Origin of the sequence: Microbacterium maritypicum (genome assembly GCF_041529975.1) — a bacterium.
GTDB lineage: Bacteria > Actinomycetota > Actinomycetes > Actinomycetales > Microbacteriaceae > Microbacterium.
Map to the genome: position 1 here is coordinate 1299468 of NZ_CP168030.1, position 20574 is coordinate 1320041.

Annotated in this window: 15 protein-coding genes; 10 read left to right on the top strand and 5 right to left on the bottom strand. The window is 68.0% G+C overall.

Features of this window, described 5'->3' with window-relative positions:
* Positions 1-15 precede the first annotated feature (15 nt).
* The 4 genes from ACCO44_RS06275 to xylA are packed head-to-tail and all read right to left on the bottom strand — an operon-like array spanning position 16 to position 3874.
* Positions 16-1080: an NAD(P)/FAD-dependent oxidoreductase gene (locus ACCO44_RS06275; RefSeq protein WP_372468980.1), complete on the bottom strand. Its 1065-nt coding sequence runs from the start codon at positions 1078-1080 to the stop codon at positions 16-18.
* Positions 1077-1382 carry an NIPSNAP family protein gene (locus ACCO44_RS06280; RefSeq protein WP_372468982.1) on the bottom strand — a complete coding sequence of 102 codons (306 nt, stop codon included), beginning with the start codon at positions 1380-1382 and terminating at the stop codon, positions 1077-1079. Before ACCO44_RS06280 ends, ACCO44_RS06275 begins: the two co-directional genes overlap by 4 nt.
* Before the next feature lie 12 nt (positions 1383-1394).
* A complete protein-coding gene (gene xylB / locus ACCO44_RS06285) occupies positions 1395-2678 on the bottom strand; it encodes a xylulokinase (RefSeq protein ID WP_372468983.1) in 1284 nt (427 codons plus the stop codon).
* 8 nt (positions 2679-2686) lie between these two features.
* On the bottom strand, positions 2687-3874 hold the full coding sequence (xylA, locus tag ACCO44_RS06290) for a xylose isomerase (RefSeq protein ID WP_091028667.1): 1188 nt from the start codon (positions 3872-3874) through the stop codon (positions 2687-2689).
* A 108-nt stretch (positions 3875-3982) separates the two neighbouring features.
* Between xylA and ACCO44_RS06295 the strand changes: the two genes are divergently transcribed.
* From ACCO44_RS06295 to ACCO44_RS06310, 4 genes are all read left to right on the top strand, one after another.
* On the top strand, positions 3983-5155 hold the full coding sequence (locus ACCO44_RS06295; protein ID WP_372468985.1) for an ROK family protein: 1173 nt from the start codon (positions 3983-3985) through the stop codon (positions 5153-5155).
* 84 nt (positions 5156-5239) lie between these two features.
* Positions 5240-6133 carry a formylglycine-generating enzyme family protein gene (locus ACCO44_RS06300; protein WP_262001579.1) on the top strand — a complete coding sequence of 298 codons (894 nt, stop codon included), beginning with the start codon at positions 5240-5242 and terminating at the stop codon, positions 6131-6133.
* 85 nt (positions 6134-6218) lie between these two features.
* A complete protein-coding gene (locus ACCO44_RS06305) occupies positions 6219-7718 on the top strand; it encodes an arylsulfatase (protein ID WP_372468986.1) in 1500 nt (499 codons plus the stop codon).
* Positions 7719-7847: 129 nt separating this feature from the next.
* Positions 7848-10211, top strand: coding sequence for an arylsulfatase (locus ACCO44_RS06310; RefSeq protein WP_372468987.1), 2364 nt, complete (start codon positions 7848-7850; stop codon positions 10209-10211).
* 84 nt (positions 10212-10295) lie between these two features.
* On the opposite strand, the gene ACCO44_RS06315 is transcribed toward ACCO44_RS06310, so the two are convergent.
* Positions 10296-11309 (bottom strand): LacI family DNA-binding transcriptional regulator, encoded by a 1014-nt coding sequence (locus ACCO44_RS06315; RefSeq protein WP_372468989.1) that lies wholly within the window; start codon positions 11307-11309, stop codon positions 10296-10298.
* A 128-nt stretch (positions 11310-11437) separates the two neighbouring features.
* Between ACCO44_RS06315 and ACCO44_RS06320 the strand changes: the two genes are divergently transcribed.
* From ACCO44_RS06320 to ACCO44_RS06345, 6 genes are all read left to right on the top strand, one after another.
* Positions 11438-12673: an amino acid ABC transporter substrate-binding protein gene (locus ACCO44_RS06320; RefSeq protein WP_262001462.1), complete on the top strand. Its 1236-nt coding sequence runs from the start codon at positions 11438-11440 to the stop codon at positions 12671-12673.
* A 10-nt stretch (positions 12674-12683) separates the two neighbouring features.
* The gene (locus tag ACCO44_RS06325; protein ID WP_029262173.1) at positions 12684-13568 is read left to right on the top strand and encodes a branched-chain amino acid ABC transporter permease; all 885 of its coding nucleotides are present in this window, start codon (positions 12684-12686) and stop codon (positions 13566-13568) included.
* A 28-nt stretch (positions 13569-13596) separates the two neighbouring features.
* Positions 13597-14688: a branched-chain amino acid ABC transporter permease gene (locus ACCO44_RS06330; RefSeq protein WP_231481836.1), complete on the top strand. Its 1092-nt coding sequence runs from the start codon at positions 13597-13599 to the stop codon at positions 14686-14688.
* Complete coding sequence (locus ACCO44_RS06335) at positions 14685-15446, top strand: ABC transporter ATP-binding protein (protein WP_262001461.1); 762 nt, start codon at positions 14685-14687, stop codon at positions 15444-15446. Before ACCO44_RS06330 ends, ACCO44_RS06335 begins: the two co-directional genes overlap by 4 nt.
* Positions 15436-16188 carry an ABC transporter ATP-binding protein gene (locus ACCO44_RS06340; RefSeq protein WP_029262176.1) on the top strand — a complete coding sequence of 251 codons (753 nt, stop codon included), beginning with the start codon at positions 15436-15438 and terminating at the stop codon, positions 16186-16188. Before ACCO44_RS06335 ends, ACCO44_RS06340 begins: the two co-directional genes overlap by 11 nt.
* A gap of 264 nt (positions 16189-16452) precedes the next feature.
* A complete protein-coding gene (locus ACCO44_RS06345) occupies positions 16453-20571 on the top strand; it encodes a PQQ-dependent sugar dehydrogenase (protein WP_372468992.1) in 4119 nt (1372 codons plus the stop codon).
* Positions 20572-20574: the final 3 nt, after the last annotated feature.

The window sequence follows — 20574 nt, forward strand, 5'->3', positions numbered from 1 at the left end:
GGGCCTCGAGGAGCCTCAGAGCGCGGCGTGGTCGGCGGCGACCTGGCGTCCGATCTCGGCGGACAGGATCACGCCGGGGTGAGCGATCGCCAGATGGAGGCCGGGCATCGCCGGCACCGGCCCGACCAGAGGGTGGCCGCCCGCCGGTATCGGGCGTTCGGCGATGACGGCGTGCTCGAGGCGGACGTCATCGGTGTCGACGAAAGAGCGGCGGATCGCGGCGAGAGCGGCAACGGCGAGCTCTCTCGGATCACCGGAGAAGCCCTCGGGGACGTCTTCTGCGGCGAGGAGGGTGGTGTCGTCCAGCTGGCGAACCTCGAGCTCCGGGGTGGAGAGGATGCCGCGCGCGAGCGGGCGGGGCGTGGAGAAGCGCAGCAGGCAGCACGGCGACCCCACGACGTCGATGTTCACTCCGGCGGATGCGGCGATCCCCACGGAGGCGGTGCCCGCAGCGATGACGACGCTTTTCGCCACGAGTTCGCCATGGTCGGTCAGAACGCCTCGAACTCCTCCGTCATCGCTGAGCACCCGCACGACGGTGATACCGGTCCGCACCTCCGCACCGTGCTCCTGCGCGCTCTGCAGCAGGGCGCGCGTATACCCGACGGGGTCGACGCCGACATCGTCGGGGGCGTAGGCCACGACGTCGGGAACTTCACGAAGGCCAGGCTCCCGCATCCGCGCCTCGTCGGCCGTGAGCAGCTCCATCCGGTGTCCCGCGGCCTGGTGATCGGAGACGAAGGCGCGAGTCAGCGCATCGGATTCCTCCCAGGTGACCGCGCCGAACGCACGGAGCCCGATGGGCGCGGGGAGTTCCGTGACGACGCGATCGAACTCCGGCCGCGCACGCTGACGAAGGGAACCGGCGTAGGCGTCGGCCGGGCTCTTGGCCATCCCGACCCAGGCGAACGACGCGGCGGTCACCCCCGCCCCCGGTGCCTCGCGTTCGAGCACGATCACGTCGTGTCCCGCGCGAGCCAGATGATGTGCGACCGCGGCGCCGATCACACCGGCACCGATCACGATGATGCGGTCGCTCTCGGAGGGCCGGGCGGCCGACTCCGCTTCCCGCGTCGTCACTCGAAGACGGGGCTCAGGAAGCGACGCTCGTAGCGGCGGATGCACTGCGTCCGGCGGGCGAAGTCGAACGCCTCGACGCACTCCGGATCGGTCTTCGACGCGGTCCGGTAGACCTCGTACTCGGCGAGGGAGGGGAACGTGAACAGTGCGAACGCCTCGTCGCTGTCGCCCTCGCTCGGCAGGAAATAGCCGTGGTGGGTGCCGCCGTGCTTGGCCACGAGCCGGATCCAGGTGCGACCGTACTCGGTGAAGTCCTCGAGCTTGTCGGGGTCGATCTCGTAGCGCAGGTGAACGGTGATCATCCCCCGATCCTCTCAGAGCACCGAGGCCGCCTGACGTGCCATGCCGACGGCGACATACTCCGCGGCCTCCGGCACCTCGACCGGCAGCCCGAACACCAGTGGGGCGATCTCGCGGACGGCCTGCGACTGGGCGCCCCCGCCCACGAGCAGCACCCGCTCCAGGGGGATGCCGAGCTCGCGCAGCGCGTCGAGCCCGAAGCGCAGCCCGCCGAGCATGCCCTCGACCGCAGCCCGGGCGAGGTTCTCGCGGGTGGTGGAAGCGAGCGTCATGGCGGTCAGGCTCGCGGTGGCATCGGGCAGGTTCGGGGAGCGCTCGCCCTCGAAGTACGGGACGAGTCCGAGTCCGCCGGCGCCGGGTTCCGCGATCAAGGCGAGTGTGCTCAGCCCGTCGTGGTCCACCCCGAGGAGGCGGGCGATCACGTCGAGCACCCGCGCGGCGTTGAGCGTGCAGACCAGCGGCAGGTACCCGCCGTCGGCATCAGCGAACCCCGCGACGATGCCGGTCGGCTCCGCCACCGGGCGGTCGGTCACGGCGAAGATCGTGCCCGAGGTGCCGATCGAGACGACGACGTCGCCGGTCCGTGCACCGAGGCCCAGCGCGACGGCGGCGTTGTCTCCCGCACCGGGGGCGACGCGACGCGACGCAGCGTCCGTCACGGACTCGCGCGGTCCGAGCACTCGCGGCAGGATCACGTCGTGGCCGAGGGCGGCGACGAGCAACTCGCGGTCGTACTCGCCGGTCGCCGGGTTCCAGTAGCCGGTGCCCGAGGCATCCGACCGGTCGGTCACGAGTTCGTCGAGGTCGGGCCGCTCAGGACCGAACCCGCGCAGCCGCCACGTGAGCCAGTCGTGCGGCAGAGCGACGGCGGCGACGCGAGCCGCGTTCTCGGGCTCGTGGTCGCGCAGCCAGCGCAGCTTCGTGATCGTGAACGAGGCGACCGGCACGAGTCCGGTGCGATCGGCCAGGGCTGCGGCCCCGAACTCGCCGATCAGGTCTTCCGCCGCCTGCGCGGAACGAGTGTCGTTCCACAGCAGGGCGTCGCGGATGACGCGTCCCTGGGCATCGAGGGCGACCAGGCCGTGCTGCTGCCCGCCGATCGCCCAGGCCTCGACGTCATCGAGGCCACCGGCATCCGCGATGGCCGCCTGCAACGCGACCCACCACGCCTCGGGATCGACCGACGTGCCATTGGGATGCGGAGCGCGGCCGGAGCGGACGACGGCATCCGTCTCGGAGTCGACGACGACGACCTTGCAGGACTGGGTCGAGGAGTCGACCCCGAGGACGAGTGCCATCGCCGGACTCAGCGCGCGCCGAGCAGGTGCTCGGTGGCGAGCTGCTGCAGGCGCACGAAGCCGAAGCCCTTGCCGCCGAGGTACGCGTTCGCGTCGAAGTCCTCGTAGGCCGAGCGGTCGGCGAGGAAGTCGTCGTACGACTCGCCGTCGTTCAGCGTCGGGGTCGAGAGCTCGGCGACCTTCGCGGCGGCCAGGGCCTCCTGCACCTCGGGGTCGGCGCGGAAGGCCGCGGCGCGCTCCTTCAGCAGCAGGTACGTGCGCATGTTGGCCGCGGCGGAGGCCCAGACGCCCGCCTCGTCCTCGGTGCGCGAGGGCTTGTAGTCGAAGTGACGCGGGCCGTCGTAGGCGGGAACCCCGCCGGGGCCGCCGTTCTCGAGCAAGTCGACGAGCGAGAACGCATTGTGCAGGTCGCCGTGGCCGAACACCAGGTCCTGGTCGTACTTGATGCCGCGCTGACCGTTGAGGTCGATGTGGAAGAGCTTGCCGTGGAACAGCGCCTGCGCGATGCCGGCCGTGAAGTTGAGTCCGGCCATCTGCTCGTGCCCGACCTCGGGGTTCACGCCCACGAGCTCGGGGCGTTCGAGCGAGTCGATGAACGCGATCGCGTGGCCGAGCGTCGGCAGCAGGATGTCGCCGCGGGGCTCGTTGGGCTTCGGCTCGATCGCGAAGCGGATGTCGTAGCCCTTGTCGGTCACGTAGTCGCCGAGCAGGTTCACGGCTTCGCGGTAGCGCTCCAGAGCCGCGCGCACGTCCTTGGCGGAGTCATACTCCGCACCCTCGCGGCCGCCCCACATGACGAAGGTCTTGGCGCCGAGCTCGGCACCGAGGTCGAGCTGGCGGAACACCTTGCGCAGCGCGAACCGGCGCACCTGGCGGTCGTTCGAGGTGAAGCCGCCGTCCTTGAAGACCGGGGCGCTGAAGAGGTTGGTGGTGACCATCGGCACGATCAGGCCGGTGTCGGCGAGCGCGCCCTTGAGGCGGTCGATCTGCGTCTGGCGCTCGGCATCCGTCGATCCGAACGCGAAGAGGTCGTCGTCGTGGAAGGTGAGGCCGTAGGCACCGAGCTCGGCGAGCTTCTCGACCGCGTGCACGACGTCGAGCGCCGGACGGGTCGGGCCGCCGAACGGGTCAGTGCCGTTGTAGCCGACGGTCCATAGTCCGAACGAGAACTTGTCGTCGCGGGTGGGGTTGGGCATGATCGCTCCTCTGCGAATGCTGCGGGCGTGCGGGATGCACGGACGCAATAAGTTGTGCTTCACAACATAACCGATGACAGGTGGCATCCGCACCCCTAAAGTGGGAACGTGCCCCCTGAATCCGCTGCCCCGCGCTCCCGCGAAGCGAACCTGGCGTGGATCCTCTCGATCGTCCACCACGACGGCCCCCGTTCCCGCTCGGCCCTGACCGAGGCGACGGGCCTCAACCGCTCGACCATCGCCGCGCTGGTGGCGGAGCTCGTCGGTGCCGGACTCGTCGACGAGCGGCCGCCGGAGTCCTCGGCGCGAGCCGGTCGCCCCTCTCCGGTGGTCGCGCCTTCGGCTGACGTCGTCGCGATCAGCGTGCACCCCGAGGTCGACGCGGTCGAGATCGCCGCCGTCGCCCTCGACCGCAGCATCCGCGTCCGCGAGCGCATCGTCAACGCCGCCCCGCCGTCCACGGCCGATGTCGCCGCCCTCGTCGCCGAGCGCATCGAAGGCTGGCGGGCGGATGCTCTCGCCGACTGCAGCGTGATCGGCATCGGCGTCGCGGTGCCGGGGCTCGTGCGCTCGGCCGACGGCGTGGTGCGCAACGCCCCGCACCTCGGCTGGACCGACGAGCCGCTGGCCGCCCGGATCCAGGAGGCGACCGGGATCCGCACCGCGGTGGACAACGACGCGACCCTCGGCGCGCTGGCCGAGCACCTCTTCGGCGCCGGCCGCGGTATCGACGAACTCGTCTACCTCAACGGCGGCGCCTCCGGCATTGGCGGAGGACTCGTGATCCGTGGTCTGGCCGCCACCGGCGCGAGCGGCTACGCGGGCGAGTTCGGGCACAACCGACCCGGCATCGAGGGCGCCGACCGTCGCACCGACGACGGCGTGCTCGAAGACGAGGTGAACCGGCGGCACCTGCTCGACCTGCTCGGGATCGACGACGCCGACGACGACGAGCTCGCCGCAGCCCTCGCCGCCACGGAGGCGCCCGAGGTGCACGCGGAACTGGTGCGGCAGGCCAAGATCCTCGGAAGTGCGCTGGCGAACGCGGTCAACGTGCTCAATCCGGCTCTCGTTGTTCTCGGTGGCTTCCTGGCGCTCGTCGACGAGGGGGCGCACGACCTGCTGGTCGACGAGCTCTCGCGGTTGGCGATGCCCGAGAGTGCTGCCGCGGTCGCGATCCGCGCCGCCGAACTCGGCTCCGACCGGCTGCTCGTCGGTGCAGCGGAGTTGGCGTTCCGCCCGCTGTGGGGGAGCACCAGGGCGTTCGACGCGTCCCGCTGAGCGCAGGATCCGCCGGCCGGAATACTCCCGGTCCTCCCGCCGCGGCCGAACACTACGCTGAGTCTCGTGACGAACTCGCGCGACATGGTCCACATCCCCGGCGGCACGTTCCTGATGGGGTCGGATGACTTCTATCCCGACGAACGGCCGGCGCACGAGCGCGAGGTCGAGTCGTTCTTCATCGACCGCTATCAGGTGACGAACGCGCAATACGCCGAGTTCGTCGGCGCCACCGGATACGTGACCGTCGCCGAACGAGAGCTCGATCCCGCCGCGTTCCCCGGAGCCGATCCCGCCGACCTCGTTCCCGGGGCGATGGTCTTCACTCCGACCGCCGGTCCGACGAATCTGGGTGACTGGCGCAACTGGTGGCGCTGGCAGCCCGGGGCGTTCTGGCGCAAGCCGTTCGGCCCTGACTCGTCGATCGATGACCGGCTGCAGCATCCGGTCGTCCACATCGCGTTCGAGGATGCCGTGGCCTACGCCGACTGGGTGGGGATGCGGCTGCCCACCGAGGCCGAACACGAATACGCGGCGCGGGGAGGACTCGAGGGTGCGGCCTTCGCCTGGGGCGACGAGGCGTACCCCGACGGGGTCGCACAGGCGAACTCGTGGCTCGGACGCTTCCCGTACGACAATCAGGGCGTCGGCGGCACGGCGCCCGTCGGCTCGTACCCGCCCAACGGTTACGGCCTCTACGACATGATCGCGAACGTCTGGGAGTGGACGACCGACTTCTACACTCCGCGCCACCTCCGCCTCTCGGACACCCCGGTCGATGCCGGCAAGCGCACGAACCTGCTCGCCGCCGCCAGTGCGCAGGAGGGTTTCCCCGACATCCCGCGCCGTGTGCTCAAGGGCGGATCGCACCTCTGTTCCCCGGACTACTGCCTGCGCTTCCGGCCCGCCGCGCGCTCGCCGCAGGCCGAGGACACCGGGATGTCGCACATCGGATTCCGGCTCACCCGCTCCGTGTGAGGGCCCCTGGGCACAGGCCCGGAATACTGCTTGGCTTCGACCGAGGGCACGTGCCCACCTCACCGGTCGAAGCTAGGAGTCACTCATGGCCGAGAAGCCCAACATCCTCATCATCTGGGGCGATGACATCGGCATCAGCAACCTCAGCACGTACTCCGACGGCCTGATGGGCTATCGGACCCCGAACATCGATCGCATCGCCCACGAGGGTGTGAAGTTCACCGACTACTACGGCGAGCAGAGCTGCACCGCGGGGCGGGCCGCCTTCATCACCGGCCAGAACCCCTACCGCACCGGCCTGACGAAGGTGGGGATGCCCGGGGCTCCGCTGGGCCTCCAGCCCGAGGACCCGACCATCGCCGATGCTCTCAAGCACCACGGCTACGCCACCGGGCAGTTCGGGAAGAACCACCTCGGCGACCGCGACGAGCACCTGCCGACCGCCCACGGTTTCGACGAGTTCTTCGGCAACCTCTATCACCTCAACGCGGAAGAGGAGCCGGAGCACCCGGACTACCCGACCGACGAGGAGTACCCCGGGTTCAGCGAGAAGTTCCGTCCGCGCGGGGTGCTGCACACCTGGGCGAACGGCGACGGCACGCAGCGCATCGAAGACACCGGTCCGCTGACGAAGAAGCGCATGGAGACGGTCGACGAGGAGTTCCGCGACGCGGCCGCCGACTTCATCCGCACGCAGGCCGAGGACGACACCCCGTTCTTCGTCTGGTTCAACTCGACGCACATGCACTTCCGCACGCACACCAAGGAAGAGAGCAAGGGGCGTGCGGGACGCTGGCAGTCGAACTACCACGACACGATGCTCGACCATGACGACGTCGTGGGCAGTCTGCTCGACCTCCTCGACGAGCTCGGACTGGCCGAGAACACCATCGTCATGTACTCCACCGACAACGGTCCGCACATGAACAGCTGGCCGGATGCGGGCATGACCCCCTTCCGCAACGAGAAGAACTCGAACTGGGAGGGTGCCTACCGGGTGCCCGCGATGGTCCGCTGGCCCGGGCACATCCCCGCGGGGACGACGCTCAACGGCATTGTGAGCCACAACGACTGGTTCGTCACGCTGCTCGCGGCCGTCGGTGACGACGACGTGGCCGAGCGGTTGAAGTCCGGGACCGAATTGCACGGGACCGAGTACAAGGTGCACCTCGACGGACACAACCAGCTCGACTACATCACGGGTGCGGTCGAGCACAGTCCGCGTCGACACTTCTTCTACGTCTCGGACGACGGCGACCTGACGGCGCTGCGTTTCGAGAACTGGAAGCTCGTGTTCCTGGAGCAGCGCGCCGCGGGAACGCTGCTGGTGTGGCAGGAGCCGTACATCGAGCTGCGCTTCCCGAAGCTGTTCAACCTGCGCACCGATCCGTACGAGCGTGCCGACATCACGTCGAACACATACTGGGACTGGGTGATCGACCGCATCTTCCTGTTCGTGCCGGCCCAGGCCTACGTCGCCCGCATGCTGCAGTCGCTCGCCGAGTTCCCGGCGCGGCAGGAGTCGGCGTCGTTCACGATCAACCAGGTCATGAAGAAGTTGAACACCACCGCCGGCAACTCCTGAGTCTTGAGCGGGTGACCTCCCGGTCACCCGCTCCGGATGAAAACCCCTGTCGTTCGCCATCGACGGTCGATAGTTTCTGGAGAGGTGGCGGATTCACCGCCGCTCTCACCTGAACCGATGAGGGACCTGATGAAGACATATCACGAGGGCGAGCGGTTCCCAGGCCGTATCGGTCGCACGTATGAGGAATCCGAACCGGCATTTCCGATGCCGCCGACAGCGCCGGAAGGCGCACCGAACGTCCTGTACATCGTGATCGACGACATCGGATTCGGATGGATCGATGCCTTCGGTGGTCTGATCCACACCCCGAACATCTCTCGGCTCGCCGACGGCGGCCTGCGCTACACCTCGTTCACCACGACGGCGCTGTGCTCACCGACCCGCTCGTGTCTGCTCACCGGTCGCAACCATCACTCGGTGGGAATGGCGAACATCCCCGAACTCGCGAGCGGGTTCCCGGGCTACAACGCCCGCCAGCCGCAGAACAAAGCCGGGATCGCGGCGATGCTCCACGATCACGGATACACGAGCTTCTGCATCGGCAAGTGGCACAACACGCCGTCCGAGGAGACCGGGATCTCCGGGCCCTACGATCGCTGGCCGACCGGCCCCGTGTTCGGGTTCGACCGGTTCTACGGTTTCCTGGGCGGCGATTCCGACCAGTGGTATCCGAAGCTCTTCCTCGACAGGGAGGCGATCGACCAGCCGCGGCTCCCGGAGGAGGGATACCACCTTTCCGAGGATCTGACGGAGCGGGCGATGAGCTGGATCGCCCAGCACAAGTCGCTGTCACCGGACAAGCCGTGGTTGACCTACCTGGCTTTCGGCGCGATGCACGCGCCGCACCACATCTGGCCGGAATGGGCGGACCGGTACAAGGGCAAGTTCGATTCGGGCTGGGACACCTACCGCGAGGAGACACTCGCAAGGCAGAAGGCGATGGGCATCGTCCCGGAGTCGGCGGAACTGTCGCCGATGCTCGAGGGCGTGCCCGAGTGGGACACCCTCTCGGCAGACGAGAAGCGTCTTTTCGCCCGCATGGCCGAGGTCTACGCCGGCTACATGGAACACACGGACGAGCAGATCGGCCGATTGATCGACTTCCTCGAAGAGACCGAGCAGCTGGAGAACACCCTCCTCTTCGTGTTCGTCGGCGACAACGGCTCTTCCGGTGAAGGCACCCTGAACGGTCTGTTCAACGAGCAGTCCGTGACGATCTTCGCCGGAGAGCCGCCCGAGACGGTCGAGCGGAACGTGGAGCGCATCGACCAGCTGGGTCAGCCCGGGTCGTACAACCACTATCCGGTCGGGTGGGCGTTCGCGGGGAACACGCCGTTCAAGCTGTGCAAGCAGTACACGCACTGGGGCGGTGTGCGCAACCCGATGGTGGTCCACTGGCCGGCCGGGATCAGCGCCGCCGGTGAGCTGCGCCATCAGTATCACCACGTCACCGACATCGTGCCGACCATCCTCGATGCGGTCGGCGTCGAAGCGCCGCGCTTCGTCAACTCCGTGCAGCAGGCGGAGATCGAGGGCGAGTCGATGCAGTACACCTTCGAGGCCGAACCCGACGCCCCGTCGACGCACGTGACCCAGTACTTCGAGATGCTCGGAAACAGGGGCCTGTACCACGATGGCTGGAAGGTGGTCACCTATCACGGGCGCAAACCCTGGGAGAACGCCGCCGCATGGTCGTTCGATGAGGACAAGTGGGAGCTGTACCACGTCGCCGAGGATCCGGCCGAGGCCCACAACCTCATGGAAGGCAAAGACGCGAGCAATCTCGACGATCCCGATGTGCGCAAGTGCATCGATCTCGTGTCGCTGTGGTGGGCAGAAGCGGGCAAGTACCAGGTGCTGCCTCTCGATGACCGGTTCCAGGCGCGCGCGCTCGATCGGGAGGCGCTGTACGCCGTCAACCCGAAGACGACCTGGTACGAGGGTGCCGTGCGCATCCAGCCGTTCGAGGCCCCGCCGACGCTCAGCCGGTCCTGGTCGATGAGCGCCGTCATCGAGGTTCCCGACGGAGGTGCGACCGGTCCTATCGCGGCGATGGGCGGCGACTCGTCCGGATGGAGCCTGTACTTGAACGACGGCGTCCCGACGTTCTGCTACAACTTCCCCGGGCCGGAGCTGACCTACATCCGCGGGACCGAGAAGCTCAGCCCCGGGCGTCACACCATCGACTACGTCTTCGAGAAGACGGGGCCGGAACCGCTCGGTGCCGGGGGCGTCGGACGGATCACCGTCGACGGAGCCGTGGTCGCCGACGGCGAGATCCCGCGAACGTGCACGGTCGGATACTCCATGGACGAGACGTTCGACATCGGATGGGACAAGGGGTCACCCGTCTCGGAGGACTACGGTCCCATTGCCGAGTTCACCGGGAAGATCATTCGCGTCGATTTCGATTCGCAGCCGGATCTGCACTCCGACCACGACGACCATCACGCGCAGCACCACGTCACCCAGGCGATGATGCGGCAGTAGGAGTACGCGACGAACGCCCCGCCCTCCACGCAGGAGGGCGGGGCGTTCTGCCGTCCTGTGGAGCTTCGCATCCCTCTCGGTTGCTTAGCCGCGAGGCGGGCCGGACGACTGCCGGATGATGAGCTCGTGCGCGGTCTCGATCGTCCGCGCCTCATCGCTCGCGGGGCGGAGGATGAGCGAGACGGCGTGCTGCCCCATCTCGAACATCGGGATGCGCGCGGTGGTGAGGGCGGGCGCGACATCCGGGGCGACGGAGATGTCGTCGAAGCCGACGACCGACATCTCCTCCGGCACGCGGATGCCGTGCTGTCGCAACTCGCTGAGGATGCCGATGGCCATCGCGTCGTTGAGGCCGACGATGGCGGTGACGTCGCGGTCGAGCAGCTCGCGTGCCCCCGCGATGCCGCCCTCGCGGGTGAATTCGTGGGAGACCACGACGAGCTCCAGGTCCGGATCGCTCGTGCCTTCGCGGAGCCCGGCGATGCGGTCGGCGACCGTGTTGAGGTCGAGCGGGCCGGCGACGACGCCGATCCGGCGGTGCCCCAGCTCGGCGAGGTGGCGTCCGACCGAGATGCCCGCACGGTGATTGTCGGGCAGCACCGCGTCGACCGGAAGGTGGTGGCGGCCGATGACCGCGGCACGGCCCCCGGACAGCGTGAAGTCGAGCAGCGCCTCGGTCATGCCCTGCTCGCGTGCGGGGTCGGCGTACCCGGAGCCGGCGATGATGATCGAGCCGACGCGTTGGCGCAGCAGCGACTTGACCTGCGCGAGCTCGCTGTCGGGGGTGCGGTCGGCCTGGGCGATCTGCACGGATCGGTTCTCGAGCGTCGCACTGCGGATCACGCCGCTGGCGATGTCGGAGAAGTAGGGGTCGCCGATCTCGTGCACCACGAGGCCGATCGTCGGCACGAGCCCGCCGGCGAGACCTCGCGCATGCATGTTGGGTTCGTAACCGAGCTGCTTCGCGATGACGCGCACGTGCGCCGCCACTTCGGGAGAGATGCCGGAGCCTCCGGTCATCGCCCGCGACGCGCTCGCCAGGGAGACCCCTGCGGTTTCGGCCACATCGATGAGTCGTGGCGCGCCTTCACGCTTCACGAAACCTCCCCCTTGTGGAGCAAGATCAACGCTGATTGCGAGGTAGGTTGCTCTTCGTTCTTCGGTCCCACTATAGTGGCGGAAGCGCTTACGAAAGCGCTTTCGCTACGATGACGTAGGAGACTCGGATGACTGCACCCAGACACGGTCGACGGATCGCGGCAGCGATCGGAACGCTGTCGATCGCCGCGCTCACGGTTTCGGCCTGCTCGGCCCCCGGCGATCAGGCGGAGGGGGGTGGATCCGACGATCCGATCGTTATCGGCATCTCGCTGCCGCTCACCGGCGACTTCTCCGAACCCGGCAAGGGTGTCGAGCGGGGCTATGAGGCCTGGCGCGACATCGTCAACGAGAACGGCGGCCTCCTCGGACGCCAGGTCGAGCTGAAGATCCTCGACGACCAGTCCAACGCCGACCGCGTGGTCTCGGACTACGAGTCGCTGATCGCGCAGGACGGCGTCGACCTCGTGTTCGGCCCGTTCTCGACCCGACTCGTCGTTCCCTCGGCGCGCGTCGCCCAGGAATACGGCATGCTCTTCGTCGAGCCGGCCGGCGCGGCGGAGGAGGTCTTCGAGCAGGGCTTCGACAACCTCTTCTACGCGGCCCCCGCGATCGCGAACGACCACTACAACAACCTCGCGGACTACCTGCTCGCGCTTCCCGAGGAGGAGCGGCCCGAGACGGTCGCCGTCGCCGCGATGGACGACCCCTTCGCGCAGGGCACCGCCTACGGCCTCAGGGACAAGCTCGAAGAGGGCGGGGTCGAGGTCGTCGTGAACGAGGTCTACCCGCCGAACACGACCGACTTCTCCACCATCGCGGCCAAGATCGCGCAGTCGGATGCCGACATGGTGATCGGCGGCACGCAGTATCAGGATGCCGTCAACCTGATCATCGCGCTGCAGCAGCTGAACTATCAGCCCGAGCTCGCGGCATTCTCGACCGCGCCGACCAACCCGGAATTCGCCGCTGCGATCGGCGGCGCGACCGAGGGCATCCTCGCTCCCACCGGCTACTCGCCGAAGTCGCAGTTCCCCAGCAACATCGAGTTCGTCGAGAAGTACACCGAGATGCACGGCAACCCGCCGTCCGAGGACGAGGCCAACGCCTACACGACCGGTCAGGTCGTCGCCGCTGCGGTCGAGGCCGCGGGCTGCGCCGAGCAGGGTGAATGCCAGCAGGAGCTCATCGACTGGCTGCGCGACAACTCCGTGGAGACCGTCGTCGGCGAGCTCAGCTGGGACGAGACGGGCAAGCCCACCGGCGCGCACCTCATCCAGCAGTGGATCGACGGCGAGATCCTGATCGTCCTCCCGGACGACGTCAAGGAAGCCGACTTCCTCTTCCCGAAGCCGACGTGGTGATCCGCACATCGTGAGTGGAGCACTGCTGCTGCAAAGCCTGATCCTCGGCATCCTGCTGGGAGGGCTCTACGCCCTCCTGGCGGCCGGGCTCACGCTGTACTTCGGAATCATGCGCGTCGTCATGATCGCGCACTCCGCCTTCCTCATCCTGGCCGCGTACCTCGCGTGGTGGTTCAACCGGGAGACCGGCATCGACCCCCTCGTGTCGCTCGTCGTCACGGTGCCCCTGTTCTTCCTGACGGGTGTCGTGATGCAGCGACTGCTCGTCTCGAGGCTCAAGCCGCTGACCTTGACCATGATGTCGGTGCTGCTCACGTTCGCCGTGGCGCTGATCATCGAGGGGGCGCTCGGGTTCTTCTTCACCGGCACCCAGCGCCGCATCCCCCTGCCGTACGCGAGTGCGAGCCTCGACTTCTTCGGCGCGCAGGTGCCGGTGGTCAAGCTCATCGCCTTCGGGCTGGCGGCGGTGGCCCTCGCGCTCCTGTTCGTGCTGCTGAAGTACACGAAGTTCGGGCAGGCGCTGCGGGCGACGATCCAGCACCCCGAGGCCGCGCGACTGGTCGGCATCAACACCGACCGGGTCGCCGGCTACGGGTTCGGACTCGGGCTCGCCACGGCGGCGATCGGCGGCACCGCGCTCTCGCTCGACGCCACGATCTACCCGTCGCTGCACTGGCACTGGATCGGACCGCTCATGGCGATCATCGTCGTCGGCGGACTCGGCAGCATCCCGGGTGCCGCCATCGCGGCTCTCGTCCTCGGCGTCGCACAGAGCCTGCTCCAGCTCCCGCTGGGGCCGACCTGGGCACAGACGGTGTTCTACGTCGCCCTGTTCGCCACGCTCATGTTCCGTCCGCAAGGATTCTTCGGAGGTCGTCTTGCCCAGCGTTTCTAGCAGAGAGCCGATCCCCACCGAAACGGTCGTGATCGCTCCTCCCGCCCCCGTGCGGCGCTCGTCGTCGAAGTGGGTGCGGATCGTCCTCCTCGTCGTGGGCGCAGCCCTCGTCCTGTCGTTCCCGACCATCGCCCCGAACCCGTACATCCTGTCGGCGGGCGTCGTCATCCTCAACTACGCCGTGCTGTCGACGGGGTGGAACTTCATGGGCGGGTTCACGGGCTACATCTCCCTCGGACACGCCGCCTACTTCGGGCTCGGCGCCTACGGCACCGGACTCCTCATCAAGTACCTGGCGCTGCCCGGCTTCGTCGCCTGGATCCTCGCGGCCGTGCTCGTCTCGATCATCGCGATCCCGATCGGTATCGCCGCCCTCCGGGTGCGCGGCGCCTCGTTCGTGATCGTCTCGATCGCCTTCGTGCTCATCATGCTGCTGGTGTTCCAGAGCTGGCGCGACGTCACCGGCGGCTCCGAGGGACTGAACGTCCCGCGTCCGTTCGACGTGCTGCGGCCCGAGCACCACCGCATCTTCTACTACCTGTTCGCGGGCCTGCTGGCCTTCGCGCTCGTGGTGTGGTGGATCATCGACCGGTCCAAGTTCGGCACCGCGCTCAAGTCGGTCCGCGAGGATGAAGACAAGGCGCAGGCCCTCGGCGTGCCCACCACGCGGTACAAGCTGATCGCCTACGTGCTGTCGGCACTCTTCGTGTCGCTGGGCGGCGGACTCTACGCGCTGTGGTTCGGAGACCTGGATCCCATCTTCCAATTCTCGATCCTCATCGGCTCGTACATGGTGCTGATGGCGCTGCTCGGCGGGGTGCGCAACCTCTTCGGTCCGCTGCTCGGCGCCGTCGTCGTCGGTCTCGCGCTCGAGTATTTCAAGCTCGAGTTCGGCGACACGCAGTTCCACCTCATCGCCACCGGCATCCTGCTCGGCATCGTCGTGCTCTTCATGCCCGACGGCATCATCCCCGCCGTGAAGGGACTGTTCACGCGGTCGTCGAACGCGGCATCGATCCGCGAGTTGACCGCCGGCCAGCTGCTCGAGCAGAACGAGAAGCGGGCGGCGGATGCGTCGGCCCGAACAGCGGATGCCTCGACGAAGGAGACGTCGTCATGAACGCCCCCACGGCACAGCCCACGACGCTGGAGAGCCTGAGCACGGTCGAGATGACCAAGTCCTTCGGCGGCGTCACCGCCGTCGACGGTGCGACGGTCACCTTCCAGGAGGGCAAGGTCAACGGTCTGATCGGGCCGAACGGCTCGGGTAAGACCACCTTCTTCAACTGCGTGACCGGCATGATCAAGCCCGACTCGGGCGAGGTGCGTTACCGGGGGCAGGCGATCACCCGCAAGTCGCCCGACCGCATCGCCCGTGCCGGCATCGGCCGCAGCTTCCAGCTGTGCCGGGTCTTCCCTCGCATGACCGTGATGGAGAACCTGCTCGTGGCGGTGCGCAGCACGAGCATCCGCCAGCAGCTGCGCTCGGCGCACGATCCGGAGGAGTTGGAGCGGGCGCGCGGCTGGCTGCGGCGCGTCGGCATCGACCACCTCGAGCATGCCGAGGCACGCAATCTCAGCTACGGCCAGCAGAAGCTGCTGGAGCTGGCGGGCGTGCTCATGGGCGAACCCGACACGATCATGCTCGACGAGCCGGCCGGCGGGGTGAACCCCGCCCTCATCGGACGCATCGCCACCCTGGTGCGCGAGCTCAACGAAGAGGGCAAGACGTTCATCATCGTCGAGCACAACATGGAGATGGTCATGAGCCTGTGCGACCACGTCGTGGTGTTCGACCGCGGGCGCCAGATCGCCGAGGGAACCCCGGAGATCATCCAGCAAGACCCGCGAGTCCTGGAGGCCTACCTTGGAGTCTGAAGCGAAGAACCTGCTCGAGCTGCGCGACATCGAGGCCGGCTACGGTCGGGCGGCGCTCGTGCTCCGCGGCCTCACGGTCGAGGTGCCGCCCGGATCGGTCGTCTGCCTCGTCGGGCCCAACGGTGCCGGCAAGTCGACCGTGCTCAAGGTGGCATCCGGCATGCTCAAGCCCCGCTCGGGGAGCATCCGCGTCGACGGTCGTGACATCACCGGCGAGGGACCGCAGTCGATGCTGCGCCACGGGCTCGCGCACGTGCTGCAGGGGCACAGCGTGTTCCGGGAGATGACGGTCGGCGAGAACGTGATGCTCGGCGCCTTCACCCTCAAGGATCAGAAGGTCATCCAGGAGCGCGTCGATTTCGTGCAGAACCTCTTCCCCATCGTGGGGGAGCGGTGGAAGCAGCTCGCCGGCCTGCTCTCGGGCGGTCAGCAGAAGCAGGTCGAGTTCGCGCGGTCGCTGATGGTCAGCCCCAAGGTCGTCCTCCTCGATGAGCCGTCGATGGGCCTCGACCCCAAGACGACCGAGAAGGTGTTCGAGCAGATCGTGCGGATGCGCGATGCCGGCACCGCCGTGCTGCTCGTAGAGCAGAACGCGCGGCGGGCGCTCGAGACTGCGGACATCGGGTGTGTGCTCGACCTCGGTCGGGTGCACATCTCGGGCCCGGCATCCGAGCTCCTCGCGGATCCGACCCTCGCCGCGCTGTATCTCGGCGGCAAGCCCACCGTCCCCGACGCGGGATGAACCTCCGGCGGGAGGAGGCAGCGACTGCCTCCTCCCGCCTTTCTCGTCCATCGGACGAAAGCGCTTGCGAAAGCGGTTCCGCCCCCGACCCGCAGTACCGTTCCACACCTTCTCCGCTGCAGTGCCGCCCCGGAGAAGGCGGCACGACCCATCGGCACGACACCACACGACGACGACGTTGAGAGGTTTCTGATGCACGAACGATCCATGCGACCCGCGAGCTCGAGCACTCGATCGGCAGCACCTCCTCCTCGATCGGTCGGGGTGCGGCGAACGGGTGCGCTGGTCGCCGCGGCGGCCGTCGTCGGAGCCCTGCTCACCGCGACCCCCGCTGCCGCGGCGGAAACCTTCACCGAGCTGGTCGACTTCGAGGCGTATGAGCGCGTCGCGCTGAACGGGCAGGACGGATGGACGTCGTCTGCGGCTCCGCGTGTGATCGCCGACCCGCTCAACGGCAACAACCAGGTCGTCGAGTCCGTGGGTGGCGGGCAGCAGTCGTATCGCGCGATCCCGGCCATCGCCGAGGGGGACACCGGCACGCTGTTCTTCCGCTTCCTGCGCACCGGCAGCGTCGACACCTCGTTCGGCCTCACCGACGTGGATGCGCCGAACGACTACGTGAACAGCCGCGCCTACGTGAACAACCAGAACGACGACGTGCTGCGCGTGCGTGACGGCGGCGCCTTCAAGCCCGCGGGCGTGTGGTCGAAGGACGCCTGGCAGTGCGTGTGGATCGTCGCCGACAACGCGACCGACAAGGTCACCGTGTACAGCCAGGGCGGCGCGTACGAGGATCAGACCCGTCTCCCGGAGGGCACCGAACAGCAGTTCGGCTTCCGTCAGGCGGTGAACGGCGCGCTCGACCGGTTCTTCTGGAAGAACGGCGCCACCAGCACCGGACGTCTACTGCTCGACGACGTCGCCGTCGACAACACGGGGGAGAACCTCGCGATCGCCACCGGCAACCCCGGCGACTGCGCACCGGGCGGCACGGCGAACGAGCCGTTGCTCAATCCGCTCCCCGACCCCGCGCTGGCCGACCTCGGCATCGAGGTGACCGAGCTCGCTCAGCTTCCGAAGTCGCAGACGACCCCGGCCACGCAGGACCAGCGTCTGGTGCGCCACAACCGCATCACGCACCTCGACGAGGTGCCGGACGACTCCGGCCGGCTGATGGTCCCCGACAACAACGACATCCTCTATCTGGTCGACAAGGAGTCGGGCGAGTACGTGCCGTACCTCAACGTCCGGAACGAGTTCATCGACAACTTCCACAACAGCGCAGGGCTCGGCACAGGTCTCGGATCCGCCGAGTTCCACCCCGACTTCGCTGAGAACGGGCTTTTCTACACCGTGCACACCGAGGGCGGCACCGCGCTGACCGAAGACACCCCGGACTTCCCGGCCTTCGGCACCACCGCGTTCCACAGTGTGATCACCGAGTGGAAGGCCGATGACCCGTCGGCGGCGACCTTCGCCGGAACGCACCGCGAGGTCATGCGCATCCCGTTCGCCGGTCGGGTGCACACCGTGCAGCAGATCGCGTTCAACCCGACGGTGTCGGAGGGCGACGCCGACTACGGCAACCTCTACATCCTGGTCGGTGACGGCGGCAACGGCGTCGGGAACGGCAACCCGCAGGACCTGGCCACGCCGCAGGGCAAGATCCTGCGTGTGAACCCCACGGGCGACGACAGCGAGAACGGCGAGTACGGCGTTCCGGCCGACAACCCCTTCGTCGATGACGCCGATGCGCTGCCGGAGATCTACGCCGTCGGCATGCGCGACCCGCACCGCATCAGCTGGGACACCGAGGGCGACCACACCATGTATCTCGCGCACATCGGCGAGTGGCAGGTCGAGTCGGTCTACGCCGTCGAGCCGGGGGACAACTTCGGCTGGTCGGTGCGCGAGGGCTCGTTCCTGGCCGAGAACCGGCAGATCTTCCCGCTGCCGAAGGACGACGCCGAGAACGGCTTCACCTACCCGGTGGCCGCCTACGATCACAACCGCGACCCCGGTCAGACCGGTGATGCGGGCGTGGCCGTGAACGGTGGATTCGTCTACCACGGCGACATCCCCGAGCTCCAGGGACGCTACCTCTTCACGGACCTGGTGCGCGGTTGGGTGCTGTCCACGGATGCCGAGGAGATGGTGCGCAACGACGGCGACATCGACGACCTTGCCACCATCGAGGAGCTGCGGGTCTTCGCCGACGGCGAGGAGACCACGTTCCAGGAGCTGGTCGGCGACAAGCGCGTCGACCTGCGGTTCGGCTCCGACGCCGACGGCGAGCTCTACCTCGTCTCCAAGGCGAACGGCAAGATCTGGAAGGTCACGGGGGCGCGCTCGGTCGATGAGCCGACCAACCCCTTCGTCCTCCCGGCGCTCGCCCCGAACCTCGTCACGCACCACGACTTCGATCACCCGGATGCGGCGAAGCCGACGATCGAGGTCGACCAAGGTCGTTCCGGCACCGACATCTCGCTGATCAACGGCGGGGTCGAGATGCGGGTCGCCGACCGGGCCTACCCCGGTGCGGGCGAGGCGCTGCAGACCCAGCAGATGAGTCCGCGAACCGCGTCGAACGACGACTGGAAGGCGGGCATCTACAACGCGAACGGGGTCGAGTCGCTGGACGCGTTCGCCGGTACGGACAAGGCCTCCGTCATGGGCTGGTTCAAGCCGACCGGCGATCACCCGGCACTGAACTCGGGCACCGCGAACCCGGACGACGTGTACAACGCGATCGGTCTCGCGGGCGTGCTCACCGGCACCTCCGACGGACACGCGGTGCGGGCGCTGCTCGAGGTCATCACGGTCGACGGCGAGCTCAAGCTTGTGGCGCTCGGGCGTCGTGTCGACGGTGCCGGCTCCTGGACGTTCGCGGCCGACCTGCCGTGGAACGAGATCCTCAAGAAGGGGCAGTGGGTGCATCTCGCGGCGACCTTCGACTTCGCGGCGGGCGAGATGAAGCTGTTCATGAACGGTGAAGAGCTCGCGGGGAAGTACACCGCGGCGAACCCGTGGGGTGGCGGATCCACGTCCGACACCGCACCGGCCGGAATCAAGATCGGCGGCAGCTTCCCGCAGAACACGCGCGAAGCCAACCCGTTCAACGGGCGGATGGACGACATCATGCTGCTCGACACCGTGCCGACGGCCGAACAGGTCGCCGCACAGTACGCGCTGTACGCGGTGCCCCCGGTCGAACCGCCGACGCCGCCCACCTGCACGCCCGACGGCGAGGTCATCACCGACGTGATGGCGGAGGGCGACTGGGCACCGCGGACCCCGGCCAAGTGGGACTTCCCCGGCGACGAGGTCGTGCTCACCGAGGCGGGGACGAACCCGAACGACGGCATCCGCCGACCGTTCGAGTACGCCGTCCTCACCGAAGGGCCGGAGCTCGGATCGTTCGACCTCACCGGCCAGGTGCGGCTCGACGAGAAGGCCTCCGTGAACAACCGTGACGTGATCATCGTCTTCGGCTGGAAGTCGGACACGGAGTACTACTACGCGCACCTCTCGCAGGACAACTCGATCTACCCGCACAACGGCATCTTCAAGGTGAACAAGGCCGACCGCGAGCGGATCGACGACCAGTGGGACGGTGCGGTCGGTGCTCCGCCGGCGGTCACCGACGAGGAGTGGCACGACGTGCGCGTGGTCCGCTGCGTGGACAGCGGCGACATCGCCGTCTACGTCGACGGACTCGACGCCCCGCTGATGACCGCGAACGACAAGACGTTCCCCGAGGGTCGGGTGGGCTTCGGCTCGTTCGACAATTTCGGGCGTCTCCGCGACCTCTCGGTCACGGCGGCGGCGACGGACACCACGGCTCCCGCGGCGACGGTCAAGAGCGGCGCGGAGTTCACGGTCGGTCGTGACGGCGTCTACAGCAAGGTGTCGTTCAAGCTCCAGGACGAGGGGAAGATCGATCGACTGACCCTCAACGGCGTCGAGAAGGATCTGACCGACAACGTCTGGTCCGACCTGAACCACGTGAAGCCGGGAGTGTTCGGTGCCGTGGCCGGGGCGAACACGCTGGTCGTGTACGACGTGGCGGGCAACGCCACCACCCTGAAGTTCACGCTCGACGTCACGGCTCCCGCCGTGACGGTCAAGGAGGGTGGCCAGTACACCGTGGGCGCCAACGGCTCCTACAGTCTGGTGTCGTACAAGCTCAACGACGCCGGCAAGGTCGATCGGCTGACGGTCAACGGAGTGGCGAAGGATCTGACGGACAACGTCTGGTCCGACCTCAACTTCGTGAAGCCGGGAGCATTCGGCGCCAAGGTCGGGGCGAACACGCTGGTCGTGTACGACGTGGCGGGCAATGCCACGACCGTGCCGTTCACGCTGACCGGCGCCGGCGGGTAGTTG

Excerpts from the sequence above, each read along its gene's own strand:
- ACCO44_RS06280 (WP_372468982.1), bottom strand. The coding sequence starts at position 1,382 with ATGATCACCGTTCACCTGCGCTACGAGATCGACCCCGACAAGCTCGAG.
- xylB (WP_372468983.1), bottom strand. The coding sequence starts at position 2,678 with ATGGCACTCGTCCTCGGGGTCGACTCCTCGACCCAGTCCTGCAAGGTC.
- xylA (WP_091028667.1), bottom strand. The coding sequence starts at position 3,874 with ATGCCCAACCCCACCCGCGACGACAAGTTCTCGTTCGGACTATGGACC.
- ACCO44_RS06300 (WP_262001579.1), top strand. The coding sequence starts at position 5,240 with ATGGTCCACATCCCCGGCGGCACGTTCCTGATGGGGTCGGATGACTTC.
- ACCO44_RS06305 (WP_372468986.1), top strand. The coding sequence starts at position 6,219 with ATGGCCGAGAAGCCCAACATCCTCATCATCTGGGGCGATGACATCGGC.
- ACCO44_RS06310 (WP_372468987.1), top strand. The coding sequence starts at position 7,848 with ATGAAGACATATCACGAGGGCGAGCGGTTCCCAGGCCGTATCGGTCGC.
- ACCO44_RS06320 (WP_262001462.1), top strand. The coding sequence starts at position 11,438 with ATGACTGCACCCAGACACGGTCGACGGATCGCGGCAGCGATCGGAACG.
- ACCO44_RS06335 (WP_262001461.1), top strand. The coding sequence starts at position 14,685 with ATGAACGCCCCCACGGCACAGCCCACGACGCTGGAGAGCCTGAGCACG.